The 26,014-nt window shown below is 64.4% G+C and carries 26 protein-coding genes; 7 read left to right on the top strand and 19 right to left on the bottom strand.

All coding sequences use genetic code 11. The features are described 5' to 3' along the window. Positions 1-80: 80 nt before the first annotated feature. The 6 genes from HG262_RS19575 to HG262_RS19550 form a co-directional block, all read right to left on the bottom strand. Positions 81-947 (bottom strand): ABC transporter ATP-binding protein, encoded by an 867-nt coding sequence (locus tag HG262_RS19575; protein ID WP_169272595.1) that lies wholly within the window; start codon positions 945-947, stop codon positions 81-83. 60 nt (positions 948-1,007) lie between these two features. Further along, positions 1,008-2,348 carry an ABC transporter substrate-binding protein gene (locus HG262_RS19570; protein ID WP_211187555.1) on the bottom strand — a complete coding sequence of 447 codons (1,341 nt, stop codon included), beginning with the start codon at positions 2,346-2,348 and terminating at the stop codon, positions 1,008-1,010. 284 nt (positions 2,349-2,632) lie between these two features. Beyond that, entirely contained in the window at positions 2,633-3,697 is a 1,065-nt protein-coding gene (locus HG262_RS19565) for a branched-chain amino acid ABC transporter permease (RefSeq protein ID WP_169272593.1), read from the bottom strand. A gap of 26 nt (positions 3,698-3,723) precedes the next feature. Further along, positions 3,724-4,653 carry a branched-chain amino acid ABC transporter permease gene (locus tag HG262_RS19560; protein ID WP_169272592.1) on the bottom strand — a complete coding sequence of 310 codons (930 nt, stop codon included), beginning with the start codon at positions 4,651-4,653 and terminating at the stop codon, positions 3,724-3,726. 11 nt (positions 4,654-4,664) lie between these two features. Beyond that, on the bottom strand, positions 4,665-5,462 hold the full coding sequence (locus tag HG262_RS19555; RefSeq protein WP_169272591.1) for an ABC transporter ATP-binding protein: 798 nt from the start codon (positions 5,460-5,462) through the stop codon (positions 4,665-4,667). Between the two features lie 5 nt (positions 5,463-5,467). Beyond that, positions 5,468-7,444: an AMP-binding protein gene (locus HG262_RS19550; RefSeq protein ID WP_169272590.1), complete on the bottom strand. Its 1,977-nt coding sequence runs from the start codon at positions 7,442-7,444 to the stop codon at positions 5,468-5,470. A gap of 169 nt (positions 7,445-7,613) precedes the next feature. On the opposite strand from HG262_RS19550, the gene HG262_RS19545 reads away from it, so the two are divergent. The 3 genes from HG262_RS19545 to HG262_RS19535 all read left to right on the top strand — a co-directional run bounded on the left by HG262_RS19545 (position 7,614) and on the right by HG262_RS19535 (position 9,439). Then, on the top strand, positions 7,614-8,321 hold the full coding sequence (locus tag HG262_RS19545) for a Crp/Fnr family transcriptional regulator (protein ID WP_169272589.1): 708 nt from the start codon (positions 7,614-7,616) through the stop codon (positions 8,319-8,321). A gap of 66 nt (positions 8,322-8,387) precedes the next feature. Next, positions 8,388-8,849 (top strand): MarR family transcriptional regulator, encoded by a 462-nt coding sequence (locus HG262_RS19540; protein ID WP_169272588.1) that lies wholly within the window; start codon positions 8,388-8,390, stop codon positions 8,847-8,849. A gap of 164 nt (positions 8,850-9,013) precedes the next feature. Next, entirely contained in the window at positions 9,014-9,439 is a 426-nt protein-coding gene (locus HG262_RS19535) for an organic hydroperoxide resistance protein (RefSeq protein WP_006224765.1), read from the top strand. A gap of 513 nt (positions 9,440-9,952) precedes the next feature. On the opposite strand, the gene HG262_RS19530 is transcribed toward HG262_RS19535, so the two are convergent. The 6 genes from HG262_RS19530 to HG262_RS19505 all read right to left on the bottom strand — a co-directional run bounded on the left by HG262_RS19530 (position 9,953) and on the right by HG262_RS19505 (position 16,826). Further along, the gene (locus tag HG262_RS19530; RefSeq protein ID WP_006224764.1) at positions 9,953-10,675 is read right to left on the bottom strand and encodes an ABC transporter ATP-binding protein; all 723 of its coding nucleotides are present in this window, start codon (positions 10,673-10,675) and stop codon (positions 9,953-9,955) included. 18 nt (positions 10,676-10,693) lie between these two features. Then, positions 10,694-12,622 carry a branched-chain amino acid ABC transporter ATP-binding protein/permease gene (locus HG262_RS19525; RefSeq protein WP_169272587.1) on the bottom strand — a complete coding sequence of 643 codons (1,929 nt, stop codon included), beginning with the start codon at positions 12,620-12,622 and terminating at the stop codon, positions 10,694-10,696. A 3-nt stretch (positions 12,623-12,625) separates the two neighbouring features. Next, positions 12,626-13,498, bottom strand: a complete 873-nt coding sequence (locus tag HG262_RS19520) for a branched-chain amino acid ABC transporter permease (protein WP_088588679.1) — start codon at positions 13,496-13,498, stop codon at positions 12,626-12,628. A 139-nt stretch (positions 13,499-13,637) separates the two neighbouring features. Next, positions 13,638-14,801 carry an ABC transporter substrate-binding protein gene (locus tag HG262_RS19515; RefSeq protein ID WP_169272586.1) on the bottom strand — a complete coding sequence of 388 codons (1,164 nt, stop codon included), beginning with the start codon at positions 14,799-14,801 and terminating at the stop codon, positions 13,638-13,640. Positions 14,802-15,135: 334 nt separating this feature from the next. Further along, positions 15,136-16,077 carry a LysR substrate-binding domain-containing protein gene (locus HG262_RS19510; protein WP_169272585.1) on the bottom strand — a complete coding sequence of 314 codons (942 nt, stop codon included), beginning with the start codon at positions 16,075-16,077 and terminating at the stop codon, positions 15,136-15,138. Between the two features lie 116 nt (positions 16,078-16,193). Further along, positions 16,194-16,826, bottom strand: coding sequence for a LysE family transporter (locus HG262_RS19505; protein ID WP_169272584.1), 633 nt, complete (start codon positions 16,824-16,826; stop codon positions 16,194-16,196). A 148-nt stretch (positions 16,827-16,974) separates the two neighbouring features. Here HG262_RS19505 and HG262_RS19500 point away from each other — a divergent pair, with 148 nt between their 5' ends. Beyond that, entirely contained in the window at positions 16,975-17,874 is a 900-nt protein-coding gene (locus HG262_RS19500) for a LysR family transcriptional regulator ArgP (RefSeq protein ID WP_169272583.1), read from the top strand. 19 nt (positions 17,875-17,893) lie between these two features. After that, the gene (locus HG262_RS19495; protein WP_169272582.1) at positions 17,894-18,394 is read left to right on the top strand and encodes a copper chaperone PCu(A)C; all 501 of its coding nucleotides are present in this window, start codon (positions 17,894-17,896) and stop codon (positions 18,392-18,394) included. Positions 18,395-18,578: 184 nt separating this feature from the next. Here HG262_RS19495 and gdhA read toward each other — a convergent pair whose 3' ends face one another. Beyond that, a complete protein-coding gene (gene gdhA, locus HG262_RS19490) occupies positions 18,579-19,925 on the bottom strand; it encodes an NADP-specific glutamate dehydrogenase (protein ID WP_169272581.1) in 1,347 nt (448 codons plus the stop codon). A gap of 431 nt (positions 19,926-20,356) precedes the next feature. Continuing rightward, positions 20,357-20,968, bottom strand: coding sequence for a LysE family translocator (locus HG262_RS19485; RefSeq protein WP_169272580.1), 612 nt, complete (start codon positions 20,966-20,968; stop codon positions 20,357-20,359). Positions 20,969-21,093: 125 nt separating this feature from the next. Between HG262_RS19485 and HG262_RS19480 the strand changes: the two genes are divergently transcribed. After that, the gene (locus tag HG262_RS19480; protein WP_169272579.1) at positions 21,094-22,014 is read left to right on the top strand and encodes a LysR substrate-binding domain-containing protein; all 921 of its coding nucleotides are present in this window, start codon (positions 21,094-21,096) and stop codon (positions 22,012-22,014) included. Here the strand turns inward: HG262_RS19480 and HG262_RS19475 are convergent. Beyond that, on the bottom strand, positions 21,996-22,784 hold the full coding sequence (locus HG262_RS19475) for an exodeoxyribonuclease III (protein ID WP_169272578.1): 789 nt from the start codon (positions 22,782-22,784) through the stop codon (positions 21,996-21,998). The genes HG262_RS19480 and HG262_RS19475 overlap by 19 nt on opposite strands. A 133-nt stretch (positions 22,785-22,917) precedes the next feature. On the opposite strand from HG262_RS19475, the gene pyrE reads away from it, so the two are divergent. Continuing rightward, the gene (pyrE, locus tag HG262_RS19470; RefSeq protein WP_169272577.1) at positions 22,918-23,604 is read left to right on the top strand and encodes an orotate phosphoribosyltransferase; all 687 of its coding nucleotides are present in this window, start codon (positions 22,918-22,920) and stop codon (positions 23,602-23,604) included. Positions 23,605-23,645: 41 nt separating this feature from the next. On the opposite strand, the gene HG262_RS31045 is transcribed toward pyrE, so the two are convergent. The 4 genes from HG262_RS31045 to gatB all read right to left on the bottom strand — a co-directional run bounded on the left by HG262_RS31045 (position 23,646) and on the right by gatB (position 25,910). Continuing rightward, positions 23,646-23,804, bottom strand: a complete 159-nt coding sequence (locus HG262_RS31045) for a type II toxin-antitoxin system VapC family toxin (protein WP_248293428.1) — start codon at positions 23,802-23,804, stop codon at positions 23,646-23,648. Between the two features lie 85 nt (positions 23,805-23,889). Then, entirely contained in the window at positions 23,890-24,105 is a 216-nt protein-coding gene (locus HG262_RS31040) for a type II toxin-antitoxin system VapC family toxin (RefSeq protein ID WP_248293427.1), read from the bottom strand. After that, positions 24,102-24,350: a hypothetical protein gene (locus tag HG262_RS19460; protein ID WP_169272576.1), complete on the bottom strand. Its 249-nt coding sequence runs from the start codon at positions 24,348-24,350 to the stop codon at positions 24,102-24,104. The genes HG262_RS31040 and HG262_RS19460 overlap by 4 nt, the downstream gene beginning before the upstream one ends. A 102-nt stretch (positions 24,351-24,452) precedes the next feature. Further along, the gene (gatB, locus tag HG262_RS19455) at positions 24,453-25,910 is read right to left on the bottom strand and encodes an Asp-tRNA(Asn)/Glu-tRNA(Gln) amidotransferase subunit GatB (protein ID WP_169272575.1); all 1,458 of its coding nucleotides are present in this window, start codon (positions 25,908-25,910) and stop codon (positions 24,453-24,455) included. Between the last annotated feature and the right edge of the window lie 104 nt (positions 25,911-26,014).

The raw sequence follows: 26,014 nt of genomic DNA, 5'->3' as shown, positions 1-26,014 counted from the left end.
GATCGCACCCTCTCGTGTGCCGTACTGCGGTGTCGTTGCTGGCGGGGCGCCGGTCCATACCGGCGCTGCCGCTCCAGGGATCAGGCCAGCCAGCGTTTGCGGCGGCGGTAGAACTTGTTGTCGCGGAAACTCTTTCTCTCGCCGCTGGAAATGCCCAGGTAGAACTCTTTGACGTCCTCGTTCTGGGCCAGGTCCAGCGCGGCGCCGTCCATCATCACGCGTCCGTTTTCCAGGATGTAGCCGTAGTCGGCGTAGCGCAGCGCGATGTTGGTGTTCTGCTCGGCCAGCAGGAAGCTCACGCGTTCGCGCTGGTTCAGGTCGCGCACGATCTCGAAAATCTCTTCCACGATTTGCGGGGCCAGCCCCATGGACGGTTCGTCCAGCAGGATCATGTTGGGGTTGGCCATCAGCGCGCGGCCGATGGCGGTCATCTGCTGTTCGCCGCCCGAGGTATAGCCGGACTGGCTGGCGCGCCGTTGCTTTAAGCGCGGAAAATACTGATAGACACGCTCCAGCGCGGCCGTGGTGTCGCCGCGGCTCATGCTGCGGGTGTAGGCGCCGGTCAGCAGGTTTTCTTCGATGGTCAGGTGGGCGAAGCAATGCCGGCCTTCCATCACTTGCACGACGCCGCGCTTGACCAGTTCCGCCGGGGACAGCCTTTCGATGCGCTGGCCGCGGTACTGGATATGGCCCTTGGTGACGTCGCCGCGCTCGCCCTTGAGCAGGTTCGAGATGGCGCGCAAAGTGGTGGTCTTGCCGGCGCCGTTGGCGCCCAGCAAAGCCACGATCTTGCCTTCTGGCACTTGCAGGGACACGCCCTTGAGCACCAGGATCACGTGGTTGTAAATCACCTCGATCCCGTTCACGTCGAGCAGCACCTTGGGCGCGTCGGCGGAAGGGGAGGCGGCGGGTGCAGCGGTAGATGCGGCAGTTGTTGCAGCGGTCATGACGATTCCTGCGGCGTGGTGGCGGCGGGCGCCGGCAAAGGCGCCCGCCGCCGGTTCACATCAGTTCTCGCAAGTGCGGGGCGTGATGTTCTTTTCCTTGGCGTACTTGGCCGCGGCTTCCTTGACCATCGGGTCCAGGATGGTCTTGTCGGCCTGGTACCAGTCGGAGGCGACCTTGAACTTGGCGCCGTCCCACTGCACGATGCGGGCCCAGTCGTCGCCTTTGTGGTTGCTGCACGAGGTCTTCACCGGGCGCATGATCTGGCCAAAGCCCAGCTTGTCCAGTTTCTCTTGCGTCAGGTTCAGGTTCTCGAAGCCCCAACGCACCTGCTCGGGCGTCAACGCCTTGCCTTTGCCGAATTTCTCTTGCGCCGTGCGGATCGCTTCCACTTGCAGCATCGAAATCATCATGCCGCGCGTGTGGGCGATGGTGCCCAGCGTGTTCTTGGCCGTCTTGTCCGAGCCCTGGCCCTTGTCGTAGACGAACTTCTTCAGGTCGTCGTAGACCTTGTCGTGCTCGGCGCCGCTGTTGTGCACGGTGATGGCGTTGTAGCCCTTGGCGACATCGCCCAGGTCCTTCACGTCGCCTTCAGAGCCGGCCCACCAGATCGCGTACATCTTGTCGCGCGGGTAGCCGCTGGCCTGCGCTTCGCGGATGGCGGTGGGCGTCATGATGCCCGCGCTCCACAGCAGCACATAGGCCGGACGCGCCTGGCGAATTTGCAGCCAGGTGGACTTCTGCTCGACGCCCGGCGCGGTCACCGGATACAACACCAGCTCGAAGCCTTCCTTGGCGGCGCGCTTCTGCAGCAGCGGGATCGGTTCCTTGCCATAGGGCGAGTCGTGGTAGACCAGGGCGATCTTCTTGCCCTTGAGCTTGTCCATGCCGCCTTCTTTCTTGGCGATGTCCTGGATCATCACGTCGGCCGCGGTCCAGTACGTGCCCAAGAGCGGGAAGTTCCACTCGAACACGCTGCCATCCACCGATTGCGACAGGCCGTAGCCCATCGTTTCGACGGGGACCTTGTCGACCATGGCCTTGTCGCTGACCGCGAACGTGATGCCGGTGGACTGGGTGTCGAAGCCCGAGGCCCCCGTGCCCTTGCCCTTCAGGCGTTCATAGCATTCCACGCCGCGGTCGGTGGCGTATGCGGTCTCGCACTCTTCGTACGTGATCTTGACGCCGTTGACGCCGCCGTCGCGCTCGTTGACCAGTTTCAGATAGTCCAGCTTGCCATCGGCCCAGGGAATGCCCAGCGGCGCGAACGACCCGGTGCGATACACCAGCAACGGAACGAACTGCTCTTCGGCCGCCATTGCCGGCGTGGCCACGGCGCCGACGGCGCCGGCTGCGGCCACCAGGGCTGCCGCCAATTTCAGGTTAAGACGCTTCATCTCCATTTACCTCCTGCGTGGTGTTTGGGGCAGTAAACCCTGGGACACCGGGATTGGCCCGGTCTTGAGCCGGGTATTCAGGATTCCGGTCGTGGCGCTTGTGCCGCCATGGCCGGTAATGATCAATACGGTCGTGATGCGATACCAAAAATCCTTCCGCTTGTGCGGTCCTGCTGCATGACACTTCGGTCTCCCTCATCGGGGCCGCGGCGGATCCGGCTTTGCCGGTCCCCAGCGGCGCCCCCTTTGGGGGGGAAGCGCCAAAGGCGCTTCGGGGGTGGGTCTTGCCCTCAATGGGGGAACGGCCAGATGCGCAGCTTTTCTTTTCCAATGCTCCACAAGCGCGCCAGTCCGTGCGGTTCCGCGATCAGGAAGAACACGATCAGCGCACCGAACACCATGTGTTCGATGTGCGCGGCCGTGTCTACCGACAGCGGGATGCCCAGCGCGTGCGGGATGTTCGACAACGCCACCGGCACCAGCACGATGAAGGCCGCGCCGAAGAAGCTGCCGATGATCGAACCCAGCCCGCCGATGATCACCATGAACAGCAGCTGGAACGACCGCGTCAGATCAAACGCCAGCGGTTCCCACGAACCCAGGTGGATGTAGCCCCACAAGGCGCCGGCCACGCCGACGATGAACGAGCTGACCGCAAAGGCGGTGAGCTTGGCGTACATGGGCCGGATGCCGATGACGGAGGCGGCCACGTCCATGTCGCGGATCGCCATCCACTGGCGGCCGATGGCGCCGCGCACCAGATTCTTGGCCAGCAGGCTGAAGACAACCACCAGGATCAGTACGAACAGGTACTTTTCCAGCGCGGACTGCACGGGCAGGCCGAAAGCCGTCAGCGGCGGCACCGACACGTTGCCCGACGACGAGTAGTTGGTGAAGAACGGGATGCGCAGGAACGCCCAGTCCACGAAGAACTGCGCGGCCAGCGTGGCAACGGCCAGGTACAGTCCGCGAATACGCAGGCTGGGGATGCCGAAGATCACGCCCACGATTGTGGCAAAGCAGCCGCCCAGCAGGATCTGGATCACCAGCGGCATGCCGGGAAAGCGCACGCCGAAGTTCCAGGCCGCATACGCGCCCACCGCCATGAAGGCGCCGGTGCCCAGCGAGATCTGGCCGCAATAGCCGACCAGGATGTTCAGGCCCACCGCCGCCAGCGCCAGGATCAGGAACGGGATCAGGATGGCGCGCAGCAGATAGTCGGACGACAGCGCCGGCACGGCGATGAACGCCACCGCCAGCAGCAGCCAGATGAAGATGCGGTCCTGGCGGATCGGGAAGATCTGCTGGTCGGCCCGGTAGCTGGTTTTGAACTGGCCGTTTTCGCGATAGAACATGTTTTTATCCTAGAGGGCCTGGTGGTTTACACGCGGTCGATGATCTTCTCGCCGAACAGCCCTTGCGGACGGAACAGCAGGAACACCAGCGCCAGCACATAGGCGAACCAGATTTCGATACCGCCGCCCACGAGCGACCCCAGGTAGACCTCGGACAGCTTCTCCCCCACGCCGATGATCAGGCCGCCCAGGATGGCGCCCGGCACCGACGTCAGGCCGCCCAGGATCACCACCGGCAAGGCGCGCAGCGCCGCGGTGGACAGCGTGAACTGCACGCCGAACTTCGATCCCCAGATGATGCCGGCCACCAGCGCGACCAGGCCTGCCACGCACCACACGATCACCCAGATGCGGTTCAGCGGGATGCCGATGGACTGCGCGGCCTGGTGGTCGTCGGCCACGGCGCGCAGCGCGCGGCCGGTCGAGGTGTACTGGAAGAACAGCGCCAGCACCGCCACCAGCAAGGCCGCGATGACCGCCGCCGTCAGGTCTTCCAGGTTGATGAGCAGCCCGCCTTCGAAGACGGTGTCCAGGATCATCATCGGATCCTTGGGCATGCCCACGTTGATGGAATACACCGAGCTGCCGAACGTGATCTGGCCCAGGCCGTCAAGGAAGTAGCTGATGCCCAGCGTTGCCATCAGCAGGGTCGTGGCTTCCTGGTTGACCAGGTGGCGCAGCACGAAGCGCTCGATGGCGACCGCCAGCAGGAACATCACCATGGCGCTGACGATGAACGCCAGCACGTTGGCCAGGAGCATGTTGTCAAAGCCGAGCCAGCGCGGTATCCACTCCGAGAAGCGCGCCATGGACAAGGCGGCCACCAGCACCATGGCGCCTTGGGCGAAGTTGAAGACGCCCGATGCCTTGAAGATCAGCACGAAGCCCAGGCCGATCAGCGCATACATCATGCCGCTCATCAAGCCGCCGAATAAGGTCTCTAGAAAAAATCCCATGTCTGTCCGCCTTAGTGCGACACGCCGAGGTAGGCTTTGATGACATCTTCGTTCGCGCGGACTTCGTCCGGGCGGCCGTCGCCGATCTTCTTGCCGTAATCGAGCACCACCACGCGGTCCGAGATGTCCATGACCACGCCCATGTCGTGCTCGATCAGCACGATGGTCGTGCCGAATTCGTCGTTCACATCCAGGATGAAGCGGCTCATGTCCTGCTTTTCCTCGATGTTCATGCCGGCCATCGGCTCGTCCAGCAGTAGCAGGCGCGGCTCCATCGCCAGCGCGCGGCCCAGGTCCACGCGCTTTTGCAGGCCGTAGGGCAGGCGTCCTACCGGGGTTTTGCGATAGGCCTGGATCTCCAGGAAGTCGACGATGTTCTCGACGAATTCCCGATGCCGGGTCTCTTCGCGCTCGGCCGGCCCCAGGCGGAACGCCTGCGACAGCAGCCCGCACTTCATGCGCAGGTTGCGGCCGGTCATGATGTTGTCCAGCACGCTCATGCCCTTGAACAGGGCCAGGTTCTGGAACGTGCGCGCGATGCCCATTTCGGCGGCGCGGCGCGGGTTCATCTTCGAGAAGCGCTCGCCCCGGAACGCGATGCCGCCTTGCTGCGGCGTGTAGACGCCGTTGATGACGTTCAGCATCGAACTCTTGCCCGCGCCGTTGGGGCCGATGATGGCGCGGATCTCGTGCTCGCGCACATTGAAGGAAATGTCCGTCAGCGCCTTGACGCCGCCGAAGGACAGGGAGATGTTCTGCATGTCCAGCATGACGTCGCCGATACGCTGGTCGCGGTCGTTGTTGCTCATGATCTCTACGCGGCCTTGGCGGTGATGGCGGGGAACGTCTTGACGGGGCGGATCTTCAGGTCGGCCGAGATCTTGCCGGAGCGTCCGTCTTCAAACTTCACTTCGGTCTCGATGAACTGCGATTGCTTGCCGCCGAACAGCGCGTCGATCAGCACGCCGTACTTCTGCGCGATGAAGGCGCGGCGCACTTTGCGCGTGCGCGTCAGTTCGTCGTCGTCCGGGTCCAGTTCCTTGTGCAGGATCAGGAAGCGGCTGACCTGCGAGGCCGACAGCTTCGGATCCGTGGCCAGGTCGGCGTTGACCTGCTCGACGCATTCCGCGATCAACTGGTAGACCTCGTCCTTGGCGGCCAGGTCGGTGTAGCCGGCATAGGGCAGGCCGCGGCGCTCGGCCCAGTTGCCCACGGCCTCCAGGTCGATGTTGATGAAGGCGCAGACGTCTTCGCGGTCGGCGCCGAAGGCCACGGCTTCCTTGATGTGCGGGAAGAACTTCAGCTTGTTCTCGATGTACTTGGGCGCGAACAGGCTGCCGTTGGCCAGCTTGCCCACGTCCTTGGCGCGGTCGATGATCTTCAGTTGGCCGTCGGTGTCCAGATAGCCCGCGTCGCCCGTGTGGAACCAACCGTCGGCGCTGCGCGCCTCGGCCGTGGCGTCGGGGTTGCGGTAGTACTCCTTGAACAGGCCCGGGCTCTTGACCAGGATCTCGCCGTTGTCCGCCACTCGGATCTCGACGCCGGCCACCGGCGGCCCGACGGTGTCGTCGCGCACGTGGCCGTCGGGCTGCACGCAGACAAACACGGAGGTTTCGGTCGAACCGTACAACTGCTTCAGGTTGATGCCGATGGAGCGGTAGAAGACGAACAGGTCGGGGCCGATGGCCTCGCCGGCGGTATAGGCGACGCGCACGCGGCTCATGCCCAGCGCGTTGCGCAAGGGGCCGTAGATCAGCGCGTTACCCAGCGCGTAGCGCAGACGGTCCCAGGCGTTAACGGATTCGCCATCCAGGATCCTGGCGCCGACGCGGCGAGCCAGGTTCATGCAGGCGCCGAATAGCTTTCGTTTGATGAAGCCCGCGTCTTCCATGCGGATCATCACATGGGTCAGCAGACCTTCCAGCACGCGCGGCGGCGCGAAATAGTAGGTGGGTCCGATGTCGCGCATGTCGATCGACACGGTGTCGGGCGACTCGGGGTGGTTCACGGTAAAGCCGGTGACCAGCAGCTGCGTGTACGAAAACATATTCTGGCCGATCCATGCGGGCGGCAAGTACGCCAGCACGTCTTCCTGGTCGGTCAGTTTCTCCATGTCGGACACGGCGCGGGCGCGGTCGATCAGCGCATGGTGCGTCAGCACCACGCCCTTGGGTTTGCCGGTGGTGCCCGAGGTATAGAACATGGCGGCCGGATCGTGCGGCTGCACGGCGGCAATGGCGCGGGCGAGATACTCGGGATGCTGCGCCGCGTATTCCTGGCCCCGCGTTTCCAGCTGCTCATAAGACAGCAGCATGGGGTCCGTGTAATGGCGCAGGCCGCGCGGGTCGTCGAACACCACATGCTTCAAGGCCGGGCATTGCTCGCGCACTTCCAGCATCTTGTCGACCTGTTCCTGGTCTTCCACGACGGCCACGCTGATCTCGGCGTCTTGCAGCACGTAGACCATTTCTTGCGCGACGGCGTCTTGATAGAGCGGCACGGGGATCGCGCCCAGCGACTGCGCCGCCATCATCGCCATATACAGGCGTGGCCGGTTTTCTCCGATGACGGCCACGTGCATGCCGGGCCGGATGCCCAGCGAGGCAAGGCCGTTGGCCACATGGCGGACATGCTCCGCCACGTCGGACCACGTAAGGGTTTGCCAGATCCCCAGATTTTTTTCACGTATCGCGGGCCGCGACCCGCGAACTTCGGCATGCGCGAACAGCAGCGCTGGAAAGGTGTCCAGCGCCGCCGGCACCTGTGCAGATGCGGGCGATGAATGTGCCACGTTGTCTCCTCCGGTTTGGGCACATCGCGCCAGGCGTCCGCGGGAGCGGCAGTGGCGGTGAAGGGCTTGACCAGTTGGTTTTAGATTTACGGCAGGAGTTAAGGTATAAGGTTGGGTTGCTACCAACTGTCACCATCGCGACATTCAAGGAACTTTTAGGGTATTCCCGATGCAGCTAGCCGACTCCCTGCAACTTGCCGCGGCCTGGTTTCGCTTGCTCAACGCCGAGCAGCAAACGCGCGTCGAGCGGGACCTGACCGTGCAGCAAGCCGTTGCCGGATCGATCATAGAGCGCAAAGGCGAACTCGCCCAGGCTTGGATTGGCGTATTGGCCGGGTTGGTCAAAGTGTCGGTCGGCAATGCCGAGGGCAAGGTCGCATCGCTGACCGGCGTGCCCGCCGGGGGTTGGATCGGCGAAGGGTCGTTACTGAAACGCGAAGTCCGCAAATACGACATCGTCGCGCTGCGCGATTCGGTGGTGGCCCGCCTGCCGGCGCCCACGTTCGACTGGTTGCTGGACACCAGCATCCCGTTCAACCGCTACCTGCTGCATCAACTGAACGAGCGCGTGGCGCAATTCATCGGCAAGGCGGAGTACGACCGCCTGCTGGATCCGGACGCGCGCGTGGCGCGCTGCCTGGCCGAGCTCTTCAACCCTTTGCTGTATCCCGGCATGGGGATGCGGCTGACGATTACGCAAGAAGAAGTCGGCTATCTGGCCCGGGTGTCGCGCCAGCGCGCGAACCAGGCGCTGCGCAAGCTGGAAGAGGCGGGCCTCTTGAACGTGGAATACGGTGCGGTCCGGGTGCTGGATCTTGAAGGCCTGAAACTTTACGGATCCGACCGCAGCACGGTCGAGGGCGAGCCGGCAATCTGATCGGGTGCGGATTTCTTTTTGAAAAAAGCGCTTGACGATAAATAGTGCGCTATTTAATATTGCACAATGAAATCCAGATCCAAACCCAAAGGCGCGTTCAACCCGCTGCTGCTGGACAGCCAGCTGTGCTTCGCCCTGTACTCGACCTCGCTGGCGATGAGCAAGGTGTACCGCAAGCTGCTGCGCGGGCTGGACCTGACCTATCCGCAGTATCTGGTGATGCTGGTGCTGTGGGAGGGCGACGAGATTACGGTGACGGATATCGGCGACCGCCTGTTCCTGGATTCCGCGACGCTGACGCCGTTGCTCAAGCGCCTGGAGGCCGCAGGCCTGGTCAGCCGCAAGCGGGCCGTGGACGACGAGCGCCAGGTGATCGTGTCGCTGACCAAGCAAGGGCGCGATCTGCGCGAGCAGGCGGAATCCGTCCCCCACGCCATTGCGGGCGCGGCGCAGTGCACGCTGGACGAAGCGCAGGGGATGATGAAGACGCTGCATGCGCTGCGGGAAAAGCTGGTCGACAGTCTTTGAAGTAAAGGGTGACGCGTGTCGTCATTCACTTAAATAAGTAGTGCGCGATATAGTTGTGTGCTATTAATGTGGTTCAGCGGGTTTGCATGTCATCGGTAAGCGCCAGCGCGGGAGGGCCCGCCCGGCGAGGCAGTTCAACTTTCATCCTATAAAGGAAACGCACCATGTCTATCGAAAAAGTCCTCTACCGCGCCAACGCCACCGCAACCGGCGGCCGTGAAGGCCGTGGCGTCAGCGATGACGGCAACCTCGACGTCAAGCTGACCACCCCGCGCGAGCTGGGCGGCGCAGGTGCGGCCGGCACCAACCCGGAACAACTGTTCGCCGTGGGCTATTCGGCCTGCTTCCTGGGCGCGATGAAGTTCGTCGGCGGCCGCGACAAGATCGCCATCCCGTCGGACGTGTCGGTAAACGGCATCGTCGGCATCGGCCCGATCCCCACGGGCTTCGGCATCGAAGTGGAATTGAAGATCTCGTTGCCCGGGATGGAGCGCGAGTTGGCCGAGAAGCTGGTGGCCGCGGCGCATATCGTTTGCCCGTACTCGAACGCGACGCGCGGCAATATTGATGTGACGTTGACGATTGTCTGATCGTTGATTGCTTTGGTTTTGCGGCGCGGGTGGGTGAGCTTCGTAGGTCGCCCGTCTAAGAGGGAGACTGTCTCGCACTCACCGTAGGCTGGGGGCGGCGCGGCAAATCCGTCACGAGACCAATGCTCGACATCGCACGCACCGCGCGCGAAGCGACATCATCGCACCGCAAGACGCCGCGTAGGCCCCACGAGGCCGCCTGCGCGGCCGGTATGGGGCGGGCCCCGCAAGATCTTCCACCCCACCCCGCCGGGGGTGCGAAGCCAAAGCAAGCCATTCGCCCCGGCCGCGGTGAGATTGCAACTGATGGAGCCTGGCGCGCCGGCGGCCTGCGGGATGCGGGGAGTCGATAAGCCCGAGGGAATCTGAAGGCAGTTGCCGTAGGCAACGACGAAGATGACGAAGGGGAAGTCCGGAGCGGAGGCTCCGGACCGCAATCGTTGACCCGCATCCCGCAGGCCGCCGGTGCGTCAGGCGTCTTAAGAACCCTACCGCCCACGCACAAAAAGCCCTTTAATGCCCACCCCCAAGATAAGCCGCCACCACCGCCGGATCATCCCGTAACTTCTCTGCACTCCCATGCACGGAAATGCGCCCGTTCTCCAGCACGTACCCGTAATCCGCCACGTTCAACGCGGCGGCGGCGAACTGTTCCACCAGCAGCATCGTCACGCCCTCGTCCTTTAACCGCGCAATGATCCGGAACACCTCTTCCACCAGGATCGGCGCCAGCCCCATCGACGGTTCGTCCAGCAGCACCAGTTCAGGATTCAGCATCACCGCGCGCGCCATGGCCAGCATCTGCTGCTCACCTCCCGACAGCGTGCCGGCCAATTGCTCGCGGCGTTCCTTCAGGCGCGGGAACAGGTCCATGGCACGGCCCAGGTCGGCCTGCACATCGCCCTTGGGGCGGCTGCCGGTCAGGCGCGGGAAAGCGCCCAGCAGCAGGTTGTCGGTCACCGACAGCGTCGGGAAAACACGGCGGCCCTCGGGCGAATGGGCCAGGCCCAGCCGCGCGATGCGGTGGGATTCCAGGCCGTCGATGCGTTTGCCGCTTAGCGTGACTTCGCCCGCGGTCGGGCGGATCATGCCGGACAGCGCGCGCATCGTGGTGGTCTTGCCGGCGCCGTTGGAGCCGATCAGCGTCACGACCTTCGCCTTCGGCACCTCCATGCTGATGCCGTGCAGCACTTTCACCTTGCCGTAACCCGCTTCCAGATTCTTGATCGATAGCATCTTGTTGTCCTCTTGGCGTCAGGCGGGCGCGCCGCCCAGATACGCCTCGATAACCTTGGCGTTGCTTTGCACCTCGTTCGGCAGGCCTTCGGCGATCTTCTGGCCGAAGTCCAGCACCGACACGGTGTCGCACACTCCCATCACCACATCCATATGGTGTTCGATGAGGATCTGCGTGATGCCGTGGTCGCGAACCTTGCGGATGATGGCCAGCAGCTCCACGATGTCGGGGGCAGTCAGCCCGGCCGCGGGTTCGTCCAGCAACAGCAGTTGCGGATCCAGCGCCAGCGCGCGGGCGATTTCCAGCAGGCGTTGCTTGCCGTAGGGCAAGTTGCGGGCTTCTTCATTGGCCAGCGATTCCAGGCCCACGAATTCCAGCAGCGCCATGGCGCGGGCGCGGGCGCCTTGCTCTTCGCCCTTCCACTTCGGCGTGCGCAGCGCGATGCCGGCCAGCCCGGTCGTGAAGGTGTGGTGCAGGCCCACCAGCACGTTCTCAAGCGCGGTCATTTCACCGAACAGCTGCACGTTCTGGAACGTGCGGGCGATACCGGCGGCGGCGATGTCCGCAGGCGCCAGGCCGACCAGCGACTTGCCCGAGAATTCCACCGCGCCGGCCGTCGGCACATAGATGCCGGTCAGCACGTTCATCATGGTGCTCTTGCCGGACCCGTTGGGTCCGATCAGGCCGTGGATGGTGCCGCGCTTGACGGTCAGGTCCACCTCGTTCAGCGCTTTCAAGCCGCCGAACTGCATCAGCACGCTCTTGGCGGTCAGCAGCGTTTCGCCCTTGCCGGCCACGGCCGCTGCCTCGGGGACCGCGTCCTGTTCCTTCACCAGGTCCGTCTTGACCGTCAGCGCCGCGCGGCGGGTCGAGAAGAACAGGTTGCGCACGAAGCCGACGATGCCGTCGGGCAGGTAGTACACGACGAACAGGATCATGGCGCCGAAGATGGTCAGGCGCCAGTCGGTCACGGCGTCCAGCCAATACGAGAAGACCGCCAGCACGATGGTGCCGACGACGGGCACCACCACGCGCCGGGGTTCCGCGCGGCCCTTGGACACCGCTACGATGCTGCCCACCGTTACCAGGATGGCCACGGCCAGAGCGATCAGCCGGAAGGTGCCGATGTCGTCCAGCATCTTGGGCAGCAGCACGATGATGGATGCGCCAAGCAGGGCGCCCGTGCGGCTCTTGCGGCCGCCCATGATGATGGCCAGCAGGAACAGGATGGTCAGTTCGAAGTTGTACGTGTTGGGCGAGATGTACTGTTCGGAATACGAGTACAGCGCGCCCGCCAGCCCGGCGAAACCGGCGCTGATCACGAAGGCGAACACTTTGTGCCGGTAGACCGACACGCCCATGCAGTCAGAGGCGATCGGGCTGTCGCGCAGGGCCTCGAAGGAACGGCCCAGATGCGACTTCATGATGCGGTGCACGACGATCAGCGAGATCACCAGCAGCGCGCCCACCAACCAGAAGTACTCGCTTTTCGTCAGGATGTGCCCGCCGATCGACGGCTTGGGGATCTTGATGCCTAAGGGGCCTTCGGTCATGAAGGTCATCTCGTTGATCAGGATCTGGATGATGGTGCCGAAGGCCAGCGTCACCATGGCCAGGTACGGCCCGGTGACCCGCAGCGCGGGCAGCGCCAGCACCACGCCGAACGCCGCCGCGATCAGGATGGCGGCGGGAAGGATCACCCAGATGGGCATCTGCAGATGGAAGAACAGCACGCCGGCGACGTATGAGCCGATGCCGAACAGCCCGGCATGACCCAGCGACACCTGGCCGGTGTAGCCCACCACGATATCGAGCCCGAACAGCAGGATCGAATAGATCATGATCGTTTCGATCAGGTGCAGGTAGTACGTGTTGGTCACGCCCAGCGGCACGGCGGCCAGGCAGGCTACGGCCACGACGGAAAGCAATAGATGCAAGGGTTTCATCGCTTACACCTTCTTGATCGCGGTCTTGCCGAACAGGCCGGCGGGCTTGAAGGTCAGAACGAGCAGCAGCAACACCAATCCCGGCACGTCTTTGTACCCCGTCGAAAGATAGAAACCGGTGGTCGTTTCGGCGATCCCGAGGATCAGCCCGCCCACCACGACGCCCATCCCGCTGGACAGGCCGCCGATGATCGCCACGGCGAATGCCTTAAGCCCCAGCACCGCGCCCATGGTCGCGCCGGTCAGCGTCAGCGGCGCCACCAGGACGCCGGCGAACGCGGCCGTCAGCGACGACAGCGCATAGGAAAACGTGATCACCATGCCCGTGTTGATGCCCATCAGGCCGGCCGCGTCGCGATCATTCGAGGTGGCGACGAAGGCCTTGCCGTAGATGGACTTGCGGTTGAAGATCTCCACCAGAATCATCATGCCCAGCGCGCCGAACACAACCAGCAGTTCCATGGGCAGCACGTTCGCGCCGAACACCTGGATCGGCGCTTCGGGTAGCGGGGAGGGAAAGCGCAGGTCGTCGCGGCCCCAGATGTTTTCGGCCACGTTCTTGAAGATGATCCCCAAGGCGATGGTTGCCATGATCCAGCCGAACTCCGACCGCGTCTTGATGGCCGGCCGCACGCCGACCCGTTCGACGAGTGCGCCTTGTGCGAAGCCGAAAATGCAGACGATGGGAATCATGACCCAGTAGTTCACGCCCAGGCCGACCAGCGTCAGCCCGACCAGCGCGCCCAGCATCAGGGCTTCGCCCTGGCCGAAGTTCAAGGTGCCCGACGTGGCGAAAGTAAGCTGGTATCCGAACGCGATGACGGCATAGATCATGCCTAGCGCGATACCGCTATAAATAAGCTGTAGAAGAATCATGGTGTGTGTCTTGAGGCGCTGTGTTCCGTCCCAACGCCCTTGGGCAGAACGCTGTTTTCAGGCGGCTGCATGCCCCGCGCCCGATCCGGGGCGCGGGCGGCGGCGGCCGGGAAGCCGCCGCCTACCTGCTACTTGATGCTCAGTTGGCCTTGACGACGCGTCCGCCCTTGACCTCGCCGATGACCACTTCCTTCGCGGTGATCGCGTCGTGGTTGTCGTGAGTAAACGGCTTGTTGTAGGTCATCACCACGCCTTCGACCGGCGTTTGCAGGTTTTCAAGCGCTTCGCGGACCTTCGGGCCGTCGGTGGAGTTGGCCTGCTTGATGGCCGCGGCCAACAGGAAGATCGAGTCGTAGCCCTGGGCCGCAGACACCGGGGAATCGATGCGGTTGTTCTTGGGCTTGAACTTGGCCAGGTAGGCGTCGATGAACGCCTTGCGCTTCGCGGTGTCGGGGTCCTGGATGAAGGTCTGCGGCATGCGCGCGCCTTCACCGTTGGCGCCCGAGTTGTCGATGTAGTTGGCCATCGACAGGGTCCAGCTGCCGATGATCGGCACCTTCCAGCCCAGCTTGGTCATGCCGTTGGCGATCTGCGCCAGTTCCGGGCCGATGCCGTAGGTCAGCACGGCTTCGGCACCGGCGGCCTTGGCCTTCAACAGCTGGGCCGTCATGTCGACGTCCTTGATGTTGAACTTTTCCACGGCCACGGCCTTGATGCCCTTGGCGTCCAGCGCCTTTTCCAGGTCTTCGCGGCCCAACTGGCCATAGTTGGTGGAGTCGGCCAGGATCGCGACCTTCTTGTAGCCGCGGCGGGTGATCGCTTCTTCCACGATCATCGGGGCCTGGATGCTGTCATGCGCCGCGTTGCGGAACACGTAGTTGTCGGGGTATTCCGGGGCCTTGAACTGGTGCGTGATCACGCTGCCGGTGGCCACGTTGTTGAAGACCGGGATCTTGGCGTCCTGGTAGAAGCGTTGCGAGGCCAGCGCCACGCCCGTATTGATGTAGCCGACCGTGGCCGCCACCTGCTCCTTGTTGATCAATTCCTGGGCGATCTGCACGCCGCGTTCGTTCTTGGCCTCGTCGTCGCGCTCGACAGCCACCAACTGGCGTCCGAGCACGCCGCCGTTCTTGTTGATTTCTTCAATGGCAAGCCGCACACCATCGCGCATGCTCACGCCCATGGATGAGGAGCCGCCGGTGTAGGGGCCGGCCACGCCGATCTTGATGGGGTCGGCGGCGAAAGACCCGGCCGATGCGGCAAACGCAAGGGTTCCTGCTAGCAGCTTCAAACGAAAATCCATGGATGTCTCCGTTGTAATTAGATGAACTGCGTGGAAAACCGTGTGCCGGCGCCCGACGGCGGGAAATCGAATGTTGCGGCGCTCTCCTGTGTTGCGTGTTGTGACTGTCTGCTTAATCGCTTACGCGAATCTGACCCGGCGGGGTTTTTCCGCGTAAATACCTAGTACAGGCGCAAGGGGCGCGGGCCATGCGTCGCAATGCAGCATGGACCGGCGGGCAAGGCGGGGCTTGCGGGGCGCCACCGCGTGCGACGGGCGGACAGCCGCGTTGGCCGCATGCTAGCCAGCGCAGGCGGCAGGCGCGCGGAAATTCGTTCCGCCCTTTACTGGAAATTTATTCCTGACGGGCCGGCAGGCCGCGTGGCCATTGGGATGCCAGTTTGCACACGTCTTCCAGCCATAGGGAAAACGCTTGGACCGCGCGGCCCGGCGGGCGCGCGCTTTCGGTGCACAGGTAGTACTGGGATTCGCCGGGGATGTCGATGTCCAGCACGCGCACCAGTTTGCCTTCATCCAGCCATTCGGCGGCCAACGTTCGACGGGTCAGAGCCAGGCCCTGGCCGGCACGAGCGGCGGCCAGCATCATGCCCAGGTCCACCAGCCAGACCCCGCGCGAGGGCTCGGGCCAGTCCAGGCCGGCCGCGTCCAGCCAGGGGCGCCAGGGCTCCATGGGACAACGCAGCAGGCCGGCTTGGGCCAGATCGGCCGGGCGGTGGAACGGGCCATGTTTGGCCAGGTACGACGGCGAGCACACGGCGAACACCGGGTCCGCCGTGAGTTGCCGCGCCTGCAGGCCGGGATACTTGCCGCTGCCGAACCGTATCCAGACGTCGGCGTTGGGGGGCATGATGTCCAGGTAGGGGATGGACAGCATGATTTCCAGTTCGACGTCGGGATGCGCGGCCGTGAAACTGGGCAGATAGGGGATCAGCACCTGGCGGGCGAAGGTGGGCGTGGAGACGACGCGCAGCGGTTCCGGTTTGGGTTCGCCGCGCTTGTGCAGCGAGGCGTCGGACAGCAGGTCCAGCGCGGTGCGCACCTGGTTCAGGTAGTCCCGTCCGGCGGCGCTGAGGGTGGCGCCGCGGCTGCTGCGGATGAACAGCGACACGTCCAGCAACGCTTCCAGCGCGGCGATGCGCTTGCCGATGGCGCTGGCGGTGACGAAGAGTTCTTCGCTGGCGCGTTCGAACGAGCCCAGCCGGGCGGCGGCTTCGAAGGCCTGGATGGCGGCCAGCGGGGGCAGGCGCACATCTTTGGAAGGGGAGGGTCCGCGCATGATCGTCTGGCGGGCCGGCCGTGCGCCCGACGAAAGAGTGGCAACGGGGACATTATAAAAGTGATGGCGGCGCGCCTTCCCGGCGCGCCGCGGTGGCCCGGACAAGCCGGGCCGGCTTAGATGCCCTTGATGGCCAGGCTGACCGCCAGGCCGGCCATGATCACGGCGATGAGGCCGTCCAGGACGCGCCAGGCCGACGCGCTGGCGAAGAAGCGGGCGAACAGGCGCGAGCCGATGCCCAGCACGGCCAGCCACAGCAGGCTCGCGGTGAAAGCGCCGGCGGCGAATGCCATGCGGGCGTCGTCGAAGCCGTGCGCGAGTGAACCCACCACCACCATGTCCAGCCAGAAATGGGGGTTCAGCAGCGAAAAGCCCAGCGCGCCCAGCATGGCCGCGCGGCGCGACGGGACCACGTCGCGTGCGGCGGCCAGGCCGCCGGTGGCCGTCCAGGCGCGGCGGGCCGATTGCACGGCATACCAGGACAGGAAGGCCACGCCGAACCACAGCACGGCGGTGGTCAGCCACGGGAACCAGGACGTCAGCGCCTGCAAACCGGACACGCTGGCGAAGATGAACACGGCGTCGATCAGCGCGCAGATGGCGACAACGCTGAGCAGATGCGCCCGCATCAGGCCTTGGCGCAGGATGAAGGCGCTTTGCGCGCCGACCACGGCGAACAGGCCCAATCCGGTGGCGGTTCCGCTGGCCCAGGCGGTCAGGAAGAGGGGGGATGACAAGGTGGCGAACATGATGCAAATACCTGTGACTGCAACGCCTGTGGCGGCGCTTTGATGAGGGTTCCAGAGGCATTGCGCACTCTGGAGATAGCGTATTTTCGCTTGCGTGCGAGATGAAATACAGCTAATTTTCCTTCACTATATTAAGTAAAACTAATCAATGAAACTCGATCACGGAAACTTGCGGGCGCTGGCCGCCGTGGTGCGCGAAGGCAGCTTCGAACGCGCCGCGCTGTCCCTGAGCGTGACGCCGTCGGCGGTGTCGCAGCGGATCAAGGCGTTGGAAGACCGAATGGGCCGCCTGCTGGTCCAGCGCACCGTGCCGGCCGCCGCCACGGCGGACGGGCAAGTGCTGGTGCAACTGGCCGAACAGACGGCGCTGCTGGAGCACGATGCGCTGAACCGCCTGGGGGTGTCGGACGACGAGGTTCCCCACGCCAGCATCCCCATCGCGGTCAACCACGACAGTCTGGAGACCTGGTTCGTCGACGCGGCCCTGCAGTTCTCGGCCCGCACCCGGGCCACGCTGGACATGTTGTCCGAAGACCAGGACCACACCGCGGCGCTGCTGCGCAACGGCTCGGTGCTGGGCGCCGTGACCACGTTGGCCGACCCCGTGCAGGGTTGCCGCATCCACGCGTTGGGCTGCATGCGCTATGTGGCCACCTGCACGCCGGATTTCCACAAACGCTACTTCGCGCAGGGCGTGAACGCGCAGACCCTGGCCGAAGCCCCGGTGCTGGTGTTCAACCGCAAGGACGCCTTGCAGGCGCGCTTTGCCCACAAGATATCGGATCCGGCGCCGTGGCAGCCTCCGGTCTGGTGGGTGCCTTCCACGCGCGCTTTCGTGCAGGCCACGCTGGGCGGACTGGGCTGGACCATGAATCCGCTGCCGCTCGTCCAGGAGCACCTTGATGCAGGTCAGTTGATGCTGCTTCGGGGCCGCGCCTGGGAGGATGTGCCGCTGTATTGGCAGCATTGGCGGGTAAACTCCGAGGCGATGGAAGCCTTGACCGATTCGGTTCTGTCGGCCGCCCGCAGCTTGGTCCGGCGGCGTTAACCCACTAGGAGGACACCCCATGAACATCCGCAAGTTCGCAGTCATTGCCGCCCTGGGCCTGTGTACGGCCGGCACGGCATGGGCGAAGGACTACAAGGTCGGCCAGGTCGAAGTCGACGACCTGTGGGTCCGCGCCTCGGCGCCGGGCCAGTCCAACGGCGCGGGGTATATGGATATCGATAACGACGCCAAGACCGAAGACCGCCTGCTGTCGGTGTCGTCGGATGCCGCCGAGCGGGTCGAACTACATACCGTGCAGACCGAGAACGGCGTGTCGAAAATGCGTCAGGTCGAGGGCGGCATTGCGCTGCCTGCCGATACCGAGGTCAAGCTCAGCCCGGGCGGCTACCACGTCATGTTCATCAAACTGAAGGCGCCGTTCACCGACGGCGCGACCGTGCCCGCCACCCTGAAGTTCGAAAAGGCCGGCGAAGTCGCCGTGCAGTTCAAGGTCAAGCCGGCCTCGCACAACCCCGGCATGAGCCATGGCGGCATGGACCACGGCGCGATGAAACACTAGGCGTCCAGCGCAGCCCGCGCCTGCTGGCGCGGGTGTGTTTCACCTGAACAGACTCTCAATCGGGCATGTCTGTCCCGATCAGAGGCAGGTCTACCCCAATCGGGGCCGCGCGGATCCGGCTTCGCCGGTCCGCAGCGGCGCCCCCCTGGGGGGGAAGCGCGCAGCGCTGCGGGGGGGGGGGAAATCAATACAGCCCTTGCTGGCGCATCGCGTCTGCCACCTTCACGAAACCAGCGATGTTGGCGCCGTCCAGGTAGTTGACGTATTCGCGCTCGCTATGGCCGTGACGCACGCAGTTCTCGTGGATGTCGCGCATGATGGCGTGCAGACGGGCGTCGACCTCTTCGCGTGTCCAGGCCAGGCGCGCGGAGTTCTGGGCCATTTCCAGGCCCGATACGGCCACGCCGCCGGCATTGGTGGCCTTGCCCGGGGCGTACAGCACGCGGGCGGCGATGAAGGCCTTGGCGGCTTCCAGCGTGGCGGGCATGTTGGCGCCCTCGGCCACGCATAGCACGCCGTTCTTGATCAGCGTTTGCGCATCGGCCAGTTCCAGTTCGTTCTGCGTGGCGCACGGCAGGGCCACGTCCACCGGCACGTGCCACGGACGCTTGCCGGCTTCGTACTTCAGGCCGAATTGCTGGGCATAGGTGTCCAGGCGGCCGCGCAGGTCGTTCTTGATGTGCATCAGGGCCACCAGCTTCTCATGCGTGAAGCCGGCTTCGTCCACCACGGTGCCGTTCGAATCCGACACCGTGACGACCTTGGCGCCCAGCGACATGGCTTTTTCGATGGCGTATTGCGCCACGTTGCCCGACCCCGAGACCGACACGCGCAGGCCGTCGAAGGACTTGCCGACGCGCTTGAGCATCTCTTCGGCGAAGTAGACGGTGCCATAGCCGGTGGCTTCGGGGCGGATCAGGCTGCCGCCGAAGGTCAGGCCCTTACCCGTGAAGACGCTGGCGGTCGAATTCGACAGCTTTTTCATCATGCCGGCCATGAAGCCGACTTCGCGCGCGCCCACGCCGATGTCGCCGGCCGGCACGTCGGTGTCCGGGCCCAGGTGGCGGTACAGCTCGATCATCAGCGCCTGGCAGAAGCGCATGACTTCGGCGTCGGACTTGCCCTTGGGATCGAAGTCCGACCCCCCCTTGCCGCCGCCCATGGGCAGCGTGGTCAGCGAGTTCTTCAGCGTCTGTTCGAACGCCAGGAACTTCAGGATGGACAGGTTCACCGAGGGGTGAAAGCGCATGCCGCCCTTGTACGGGCCGATGGCCGAGCTGTGCTGGATGCGGAAAGCGCGGTTGACCTGGGCGCGGCCTTGGTCATCGGTCCAGCACACGCGGAACTGGATCACGCGTTCCGGCTCGACCAGGCGCTCCAGCACGGCATGTTCGGCGTAGTGCGGGTGTTTTTCGATGAAAGGCCACAGGCTCAGCATCACCTCCTGGACGGCTTGCATGAACTCAGGCTGCTGCGGGTCGCGCGCGGCGACGCCACGCAGGAAGTCGTCCAGACTCTGCACTTTCAACATGATCTCCTCGGGGGTGCTTCGAACAGGTGCGGGTGTGCGCCGTTTTGGGGCGCGAATTATTGGTTCTGGTGCATGATTCGCACCAGCATGGTGCGGAATTGTAGGGGCAAATTGTTGCTCTGCGCAAAGCCAGAAACGTCGCCATCACCTTGATATTTAAGCACTTTTTATTGCTGTATATTGGGGACGTATTAAATCCCGAGAAACCCGGTTTGCAGGGGAAAAGACGTGGTGCGGGGGCATTAGCCTTGTATTTACAGGGAAAATTAATATGTCCCCGTTTTATTGGAAGATGCCTGAAGGCTGCGGAACGGTCCATCCCTCAGGAAATAAGGGGCTCCTGGCGGTATCCGGGTGTCCCGCCTCTCGTTTCTTCCTATTTATGCGTCCCCATTATTTATTTGAGAAAGATCACCTGATTCCACGCGGAATCAGACCTGTACAACCGCCAGTGTCGCGCCCAATGCCATCAAGATGGCGCCCACCACCCGGTCAGCGGTGCGCTGGTGATCCAGCAGCAGCCGGCGCAGGATCACCGACGACACCGACCACGCCACCACGCTGAACCACACCCAATGCGCGAAGGACATGAACAGTCCGTAGCCGAACTGCTGGGGCAGCGGCGTGCCGGGTGCCACCACCTGCGTATAGGTGCTGATGACAAACAGCGTGGTCTTGGGATTCAGCGCATTGGTCAGAAAGCCGCTGTAGAGCGCCTGCCAGGCCGAGATCGGGGGGCGCGCCGACAGGTCGCGGCTGACCGGGGTACGGTTGAAGAAGGTCTTCCAGCCCATGAAGACCAGATAGCAGGCGCCGGCCAGTTTGATGCCTTGCAGCACGGGCTGCGCGTAATGGGCCAGCAGGCTTACGCCGAACATCGTATAGAACACGTGGACCTGCACGCCCAGGGCGATGCCTAGCGCGCAGACAAGGCCCGTGCGCCGGCCGAACAGGTAGCTGTAGCGTGTCACCATCGCAAAATCGGGCCCCGGGCTGATGACGGCAAGCACGGTGATGAGGGCAACGGCGATCAGTTCGGTCATGGCAGCGGCGGCGGGAAAGGCGCGCGACAAGGGTTATGGAAGGGGCGCCCATTGTGTGGCGCTGGTGCAGCGATGAAAAACGATTTTTAATGCCGGATATCCGTCAGAAAAAATCACCTATTACGATGAAGCTTCCCCCACTGGGCTCCTTGCGTGTCTTCGATGCCGCAGCCCGCCATGAGGCCTTTGGCCGGGCGGCGGAAGAGTTGCATGTCACACACGGCGCGGTCAGCCGGCAGATCAAGCAGTTGGAGCAGGCGTTGGGGCTGGTCTTGTTCGAACGCCGGAATCGGGCTGTTTTCCTGACCGATGCCGGGCGCCAGCTGCTGGTGCTGACGCGCAGTCTGTTCGAGCAGTTGTCAGCGGGGCTGGCGCAACTGCGCCAGCCTGCCGCCGACGCGCCGCTGGTGCTCTCGTGTGAGCCGACCATTGCCATGATGTGGTTGATTCCGCGCCTGCCCGATTTCCAGCGGGCACATCCGGGCATCCAGGTGCACCTGTATGCGGCGGGCGGCCCTGTGGATTTCGCGGCGCAGGGCGTGGACGTGGCGCTGCGGCGCAACGATTTTGAATGGGACGCGGCCGTGCATGCCGAGCGCGTATGCGATGAATGGACGGGCCCGGTCTGCCGGCCGGGCGTGGCGGGCGGTTCAGGCGAGCAAGCCTGGAATGGTGCGGCGGCCTTGGGCAGCGCGACCCGGCCCGGCGCTTGGCGGCAATGGGCTCAGGTCTCGGGCCACAAGGCCCCGCGCAAGGCAGGACCAGTCTATGAACATTTCTATCTCAGCCTGCAGGCGGCCGCGGCAGGCTTGGGGCTAGCCATCGGCTCGGCACTGATGGTGCGGGACGCGTTGCGCGACCACCGGCTGGAGGCGCCTTGTGGGTTCATCCGCGACGGTTCGGCGTACTTCCTGCTGTCGCCCCGCCCGTTCGAGAAGGATCCCCGGGCGGCGGCGTTCCTGGCATGGCTGCGCCAGGAGGCTGCGGCGTCGTTGCCGGATGCGGAGGGCTACGACGCCTGGCCGCGTCAGAGCGTGGCGTCGTAGTCGATCGTCAGCGGCGCGTGGTCCGAGAAGCGCTCGTCCTTGTAGATGGCCACGTTGCGGGCGCGGGCCGCGATGCCCGGGGTCGCGATCTGGTAATCGATCCGCCACCCGACGTTCTTGGCCCAGGCTTGGCCGCGGTTGCTCCACCAGGTGTACTGGTCGGGCCGGTCGTCGATGGTGCGGAACACGTCCACGAAGCCGCGCTTGTCGAACACGTCGGTCAGCCAGGCGCGTTCCTCGGGCAGGAAACCGGAATTCTTCAGGTTGCCCTTCCAGTTCTTCAGGTCGATTTCCTTGTGCGCGATGTTCCAGTCGCCGCAGATGATGAACTCGCGGCCGGTGGTCTTGTGCTCGTGCATCAGGGCGTCGATCCAGGGGCCGAAACGGTCCAGGAAACGGTACTTGGCTTGCTGCCGTTCGTCGCCGCTGGAACCCGACGGCAGGTAGGCGCTGATCACCGACAGGTTCTTCCAGTCGGCGCGGATGATGCGGCCTTCGGGGTCGAACTCTTCGCAGTCCAGTCCGACGTTCACGCGTTCGGCGGCGTCGCGCAGGTAGATGCCCACCCCGCTGTAGCCCTTCTTGACCGCATGGTGGAAGTGGCCGGTATAGCCGGGAGGGTGGCGCAGGTCGTCGGTCAGGTCCGCCTCGGCGATCTTGATTTCCTGAAGGCAAAGGACGTCTGCGGCATGCTTGTCCATCCAGGGTTGCAGGCCCTTGCGGAAGGCGGACCGGATGCCGTTGAGATTGATGGACGTGATGCGCAGCAAAGCGAGACTCCTGTAGAGCGGCCGCGGAGGCCGGAACAATGCCAGGAATTTAACCGACTCGGCGCCGGCGCCGGGCAATAGCCCTGACAACGGATAAAATGCCGGGGTTTGCCATCTACCGGATCCCCCTCGTATGCCCGCCGCCACTTCTTCCGCCACCTCCCTCGATTTTGTCCGCTTTGCCCTGAACGAAGGCGTGCTGCGCTTTGGCAGTTTCAAGGTCAAGTCGGGCCGGATCAGCCCCTATTTCTTCAATGCCGGCCTGTTCAACAGCGGCGGCTCGGTCGGCAAGCTGGCGCAGTTCTACGCGCAGGCGCTGCTGGATTCGGGCGTGGCATTCGACATGTTGTTCGGCCCGGCATACAAGGGCATCCCGTTGGCGACCGCAACGGCCGTGGCGCTGGCCGGCCACCCGGCCATGCAAGGCCGCGGCGACGTGCCGTTCGCCTACAACCGCAAGGAGGCCAAGGACCACGGCGAAGGCGGCACCCTGGTCGGCGCACCGCTAAAGGGCAAGGTCGTCATCATTGATGACGTGATCACGGCAGGCACGTCGGTGCGCGAATCGGTGGAGATCATCCGCAGCGCGGGCGCCGAACCGGCCGCCGTGCTGATCGCCATGGACCGCATGGAACGCGCCGGCCCGGACGACGCGCTGTCGGCACATTCGGCCGTGCAGGATGTGGCCAAGACCTACGGCATTCCGGTCGTGGCGATCGCGTCGCTGTCGGACATCATGGCGTTGTTGCAAGACGACGCATCGTTCGCCGAAAACCGCGACGCCGTGCAGGCGTACCGGACGAAGTACGGGGTGAAATAAAAGCGGTGCGGCAAGGGGCTGGCGGGCGCGTCCAATTCCGCTCAGCCGTATCGCGCCACGGATTCAGCAACGCCATGGCGCTGCCCGAACACCGGCACGCCATAGGCTCGGGCGGCGTCAGCCAGTTTCTTGTCGAACGTGGCCAAATTGCTGCCGGACCTGGCAGCTAGCTCCACGTAGGCCGCGTCATAGGCCGTCAAGGCATGCGTCGTTGCGATGTTATGTGTGGATCGCCATCTATCGGGGGTGTGCGGCCGGTCGTGCTGTATTGCCAGCCGTTCAAGCTTATCCAGGAAGGCACTGGTTTCGGTGGCGGACACCGCGCGAGCGCGTTGGGTTCCTTAGCATGCCATTGCCGACCTCGGCGTGCCAGTGGTGCGGAACAAGGATTTTGAAGTGCTTGGCCTGTTCCAGCAGATGCCTTGCGACCAACGCTTCAGAGCGATCGTTGCGGATCAACAGCCATGCAAGCGCAACCGACGCATCCAGCACGGTTTTCATCGCTGGTCCTCGGTGACCCAGGCGCGAACTTGCTCGTCCGACACGCCCCGATTCAAGGGGAAGGCCTGCAGCGCCTCAATAGCGTCGTACATGTCTTCGGTCATGTCCGGATTCGCCGGGCGGATATAGGCGCGGGCGACGCCGTCTTTCGTGATGACGACACGTGCGCCGTTCTGGGCGGCCAGAATCAGCGCCTCAAGGCGCTCAGCGACGGCGTCCTGGGACACTTCGATGTAGGCAGACATTTGGGGGCTCCGATCAAAGGTTGACCATCCCCATTCTTCGCAAAAGAAAAGGCCGCGGCAAGGTGCCGCGGCCTGTTATCAGTCTGATTCCCGACGGAACTATCAGCTGTCGAGCTTCTGCTTGAGCAGGTCGTTCACTTGCTGCGGATTGGCCTTGCCGCGGGCGGCCTTCATGATCTGGCCCACCAGCGAGTTGAAGGCCTTCTGCTTGCCGGCCCGGTACTCTTCCACGATGGCCAGGTTGGCGGCCAGCACCTCGTCGATCATGGCGCCGATGGCGCCCGTGTCGCTGATCTGCTTCAAGCCGCGCGCGTCGATGATGGCGTCGGCGTCGCCGCCGTTCTCGCCCGCCCACATGGCGCCGAAGACTTCGCGGGCGATCTTGTTGGAGATCGTGCCGTCGATGATGCGGCCGATCAGCGCGGCCAGCGCCGGCGCCTGCACGGGCGAATCGGCGATGCTCTTTTCGTCCTTGTTCAAGGCGGCGGCGACTTCGCCCATGACCCAGTTGGCGGCCAGCTTGGCCTGGCCCGCCGGCAGCACGCGCGCCACGGCTTCGAAGTAGGCGGCCAGATCGCGGGCAACGGTCAGTTGGGCGGCGTCGTAGGCGGGCAGGCCGAATTCCGATTCGAAGCGGGCGCGCTGGGCGGCCGGCAGTTCGGGCATGGTGGCGCGCACCTCGTCCACCCAGGCGGGCGAGATCACCAGCGTGGGCAGATCGGGGTCGGGGAAGTAGCGGTAGTCGTGCGCGTCTTCCTTGCTGCGCATGCTGCGTGTCTCGTCGCGGTCGGCGTCGTACAGGCGCGTTTCCTGCACGACCGTGCCGCCGTCCTCGATCAGTTCGATCTGGCGGCGCGCTTCATAGACGATGGCGCGTTCCAGGAAGCGGAACGAGTTGACGTTCTTGATCTCGGTGCGGGTGCCGAATTCCTTCTGGCCCACCGGACGCACCGACACGTTGGCGTCGCAGCGAAACGACCCTTCCTGCATGTTGCCGTCGCAGATGCCCAGCCAGACCACCAGGCTGTGCAGGGCGCGGGCATAGGACACGGCCTCGGCGGCCGAGCGCATTTCAGGCTCGGTCACGATTTCCAGCAGCGGGGTGCCGGCGCGGTTCAGGTCGATGCCGCTGGCGGGCGCGCCGTTGGCCAGGGTGAAGTCGTCGTGCAGCGATTTGCCGGCGTCTTCTTCCAGGTGCGCGCGCGTCAGGTTGACGGTCTTTTCTTCTTCGCCCACGAAGAACGACAGCGAGCCGCCTACGACCACCGGCAGTTCGTATTGGCTGATCTGGTAGCCCTTGGGCAGGTCGGGATAGAAGTAGTTCTTGCGTGCAAAGACCGAACGCGGCGCGATGGTGGCGCCCACGGCCAGGCCGAAACGGATGGCGCGTTCGGCCGCACCGCGGTTCATGACCGGCAGGCTGCCCGGCAGGGCCAGGTCCACTTCGTTGGCATGCGTGTTGGGTGCGGCGCCGAAGGCGGTGCTGCTGCCCGAAAAGATCTTGGAGCCGGTGGAAAGCTGAGTGTGCGTTTCCAGGCCGATTACGATTTCCCAGTTCATTATCTGTAGTTCCAATCAATAGTGCCGCAGCGGCGCGCGCCAGCGGCGCCGGGCCGCCCCAAGGCGCTGGCAGCCCCCTCGGGGGGCAGCGAACGGAGTGAGCG

The sequence above is a fragment of the Achromobacter sp. Bel genome (genome assembly GCF_012928505.1).
Classification (GTDB): Bacteria; Pseudomonadota; Gammaproteobacteria; order Burkholderiales; family Burkholderiaceae_B; genus Achromobacter.
The sequence above is the reverse complement of the archived record's forward strand: the minus strand, read 5'-3'. Positions and strand labels throughout refer to the sequence as shown.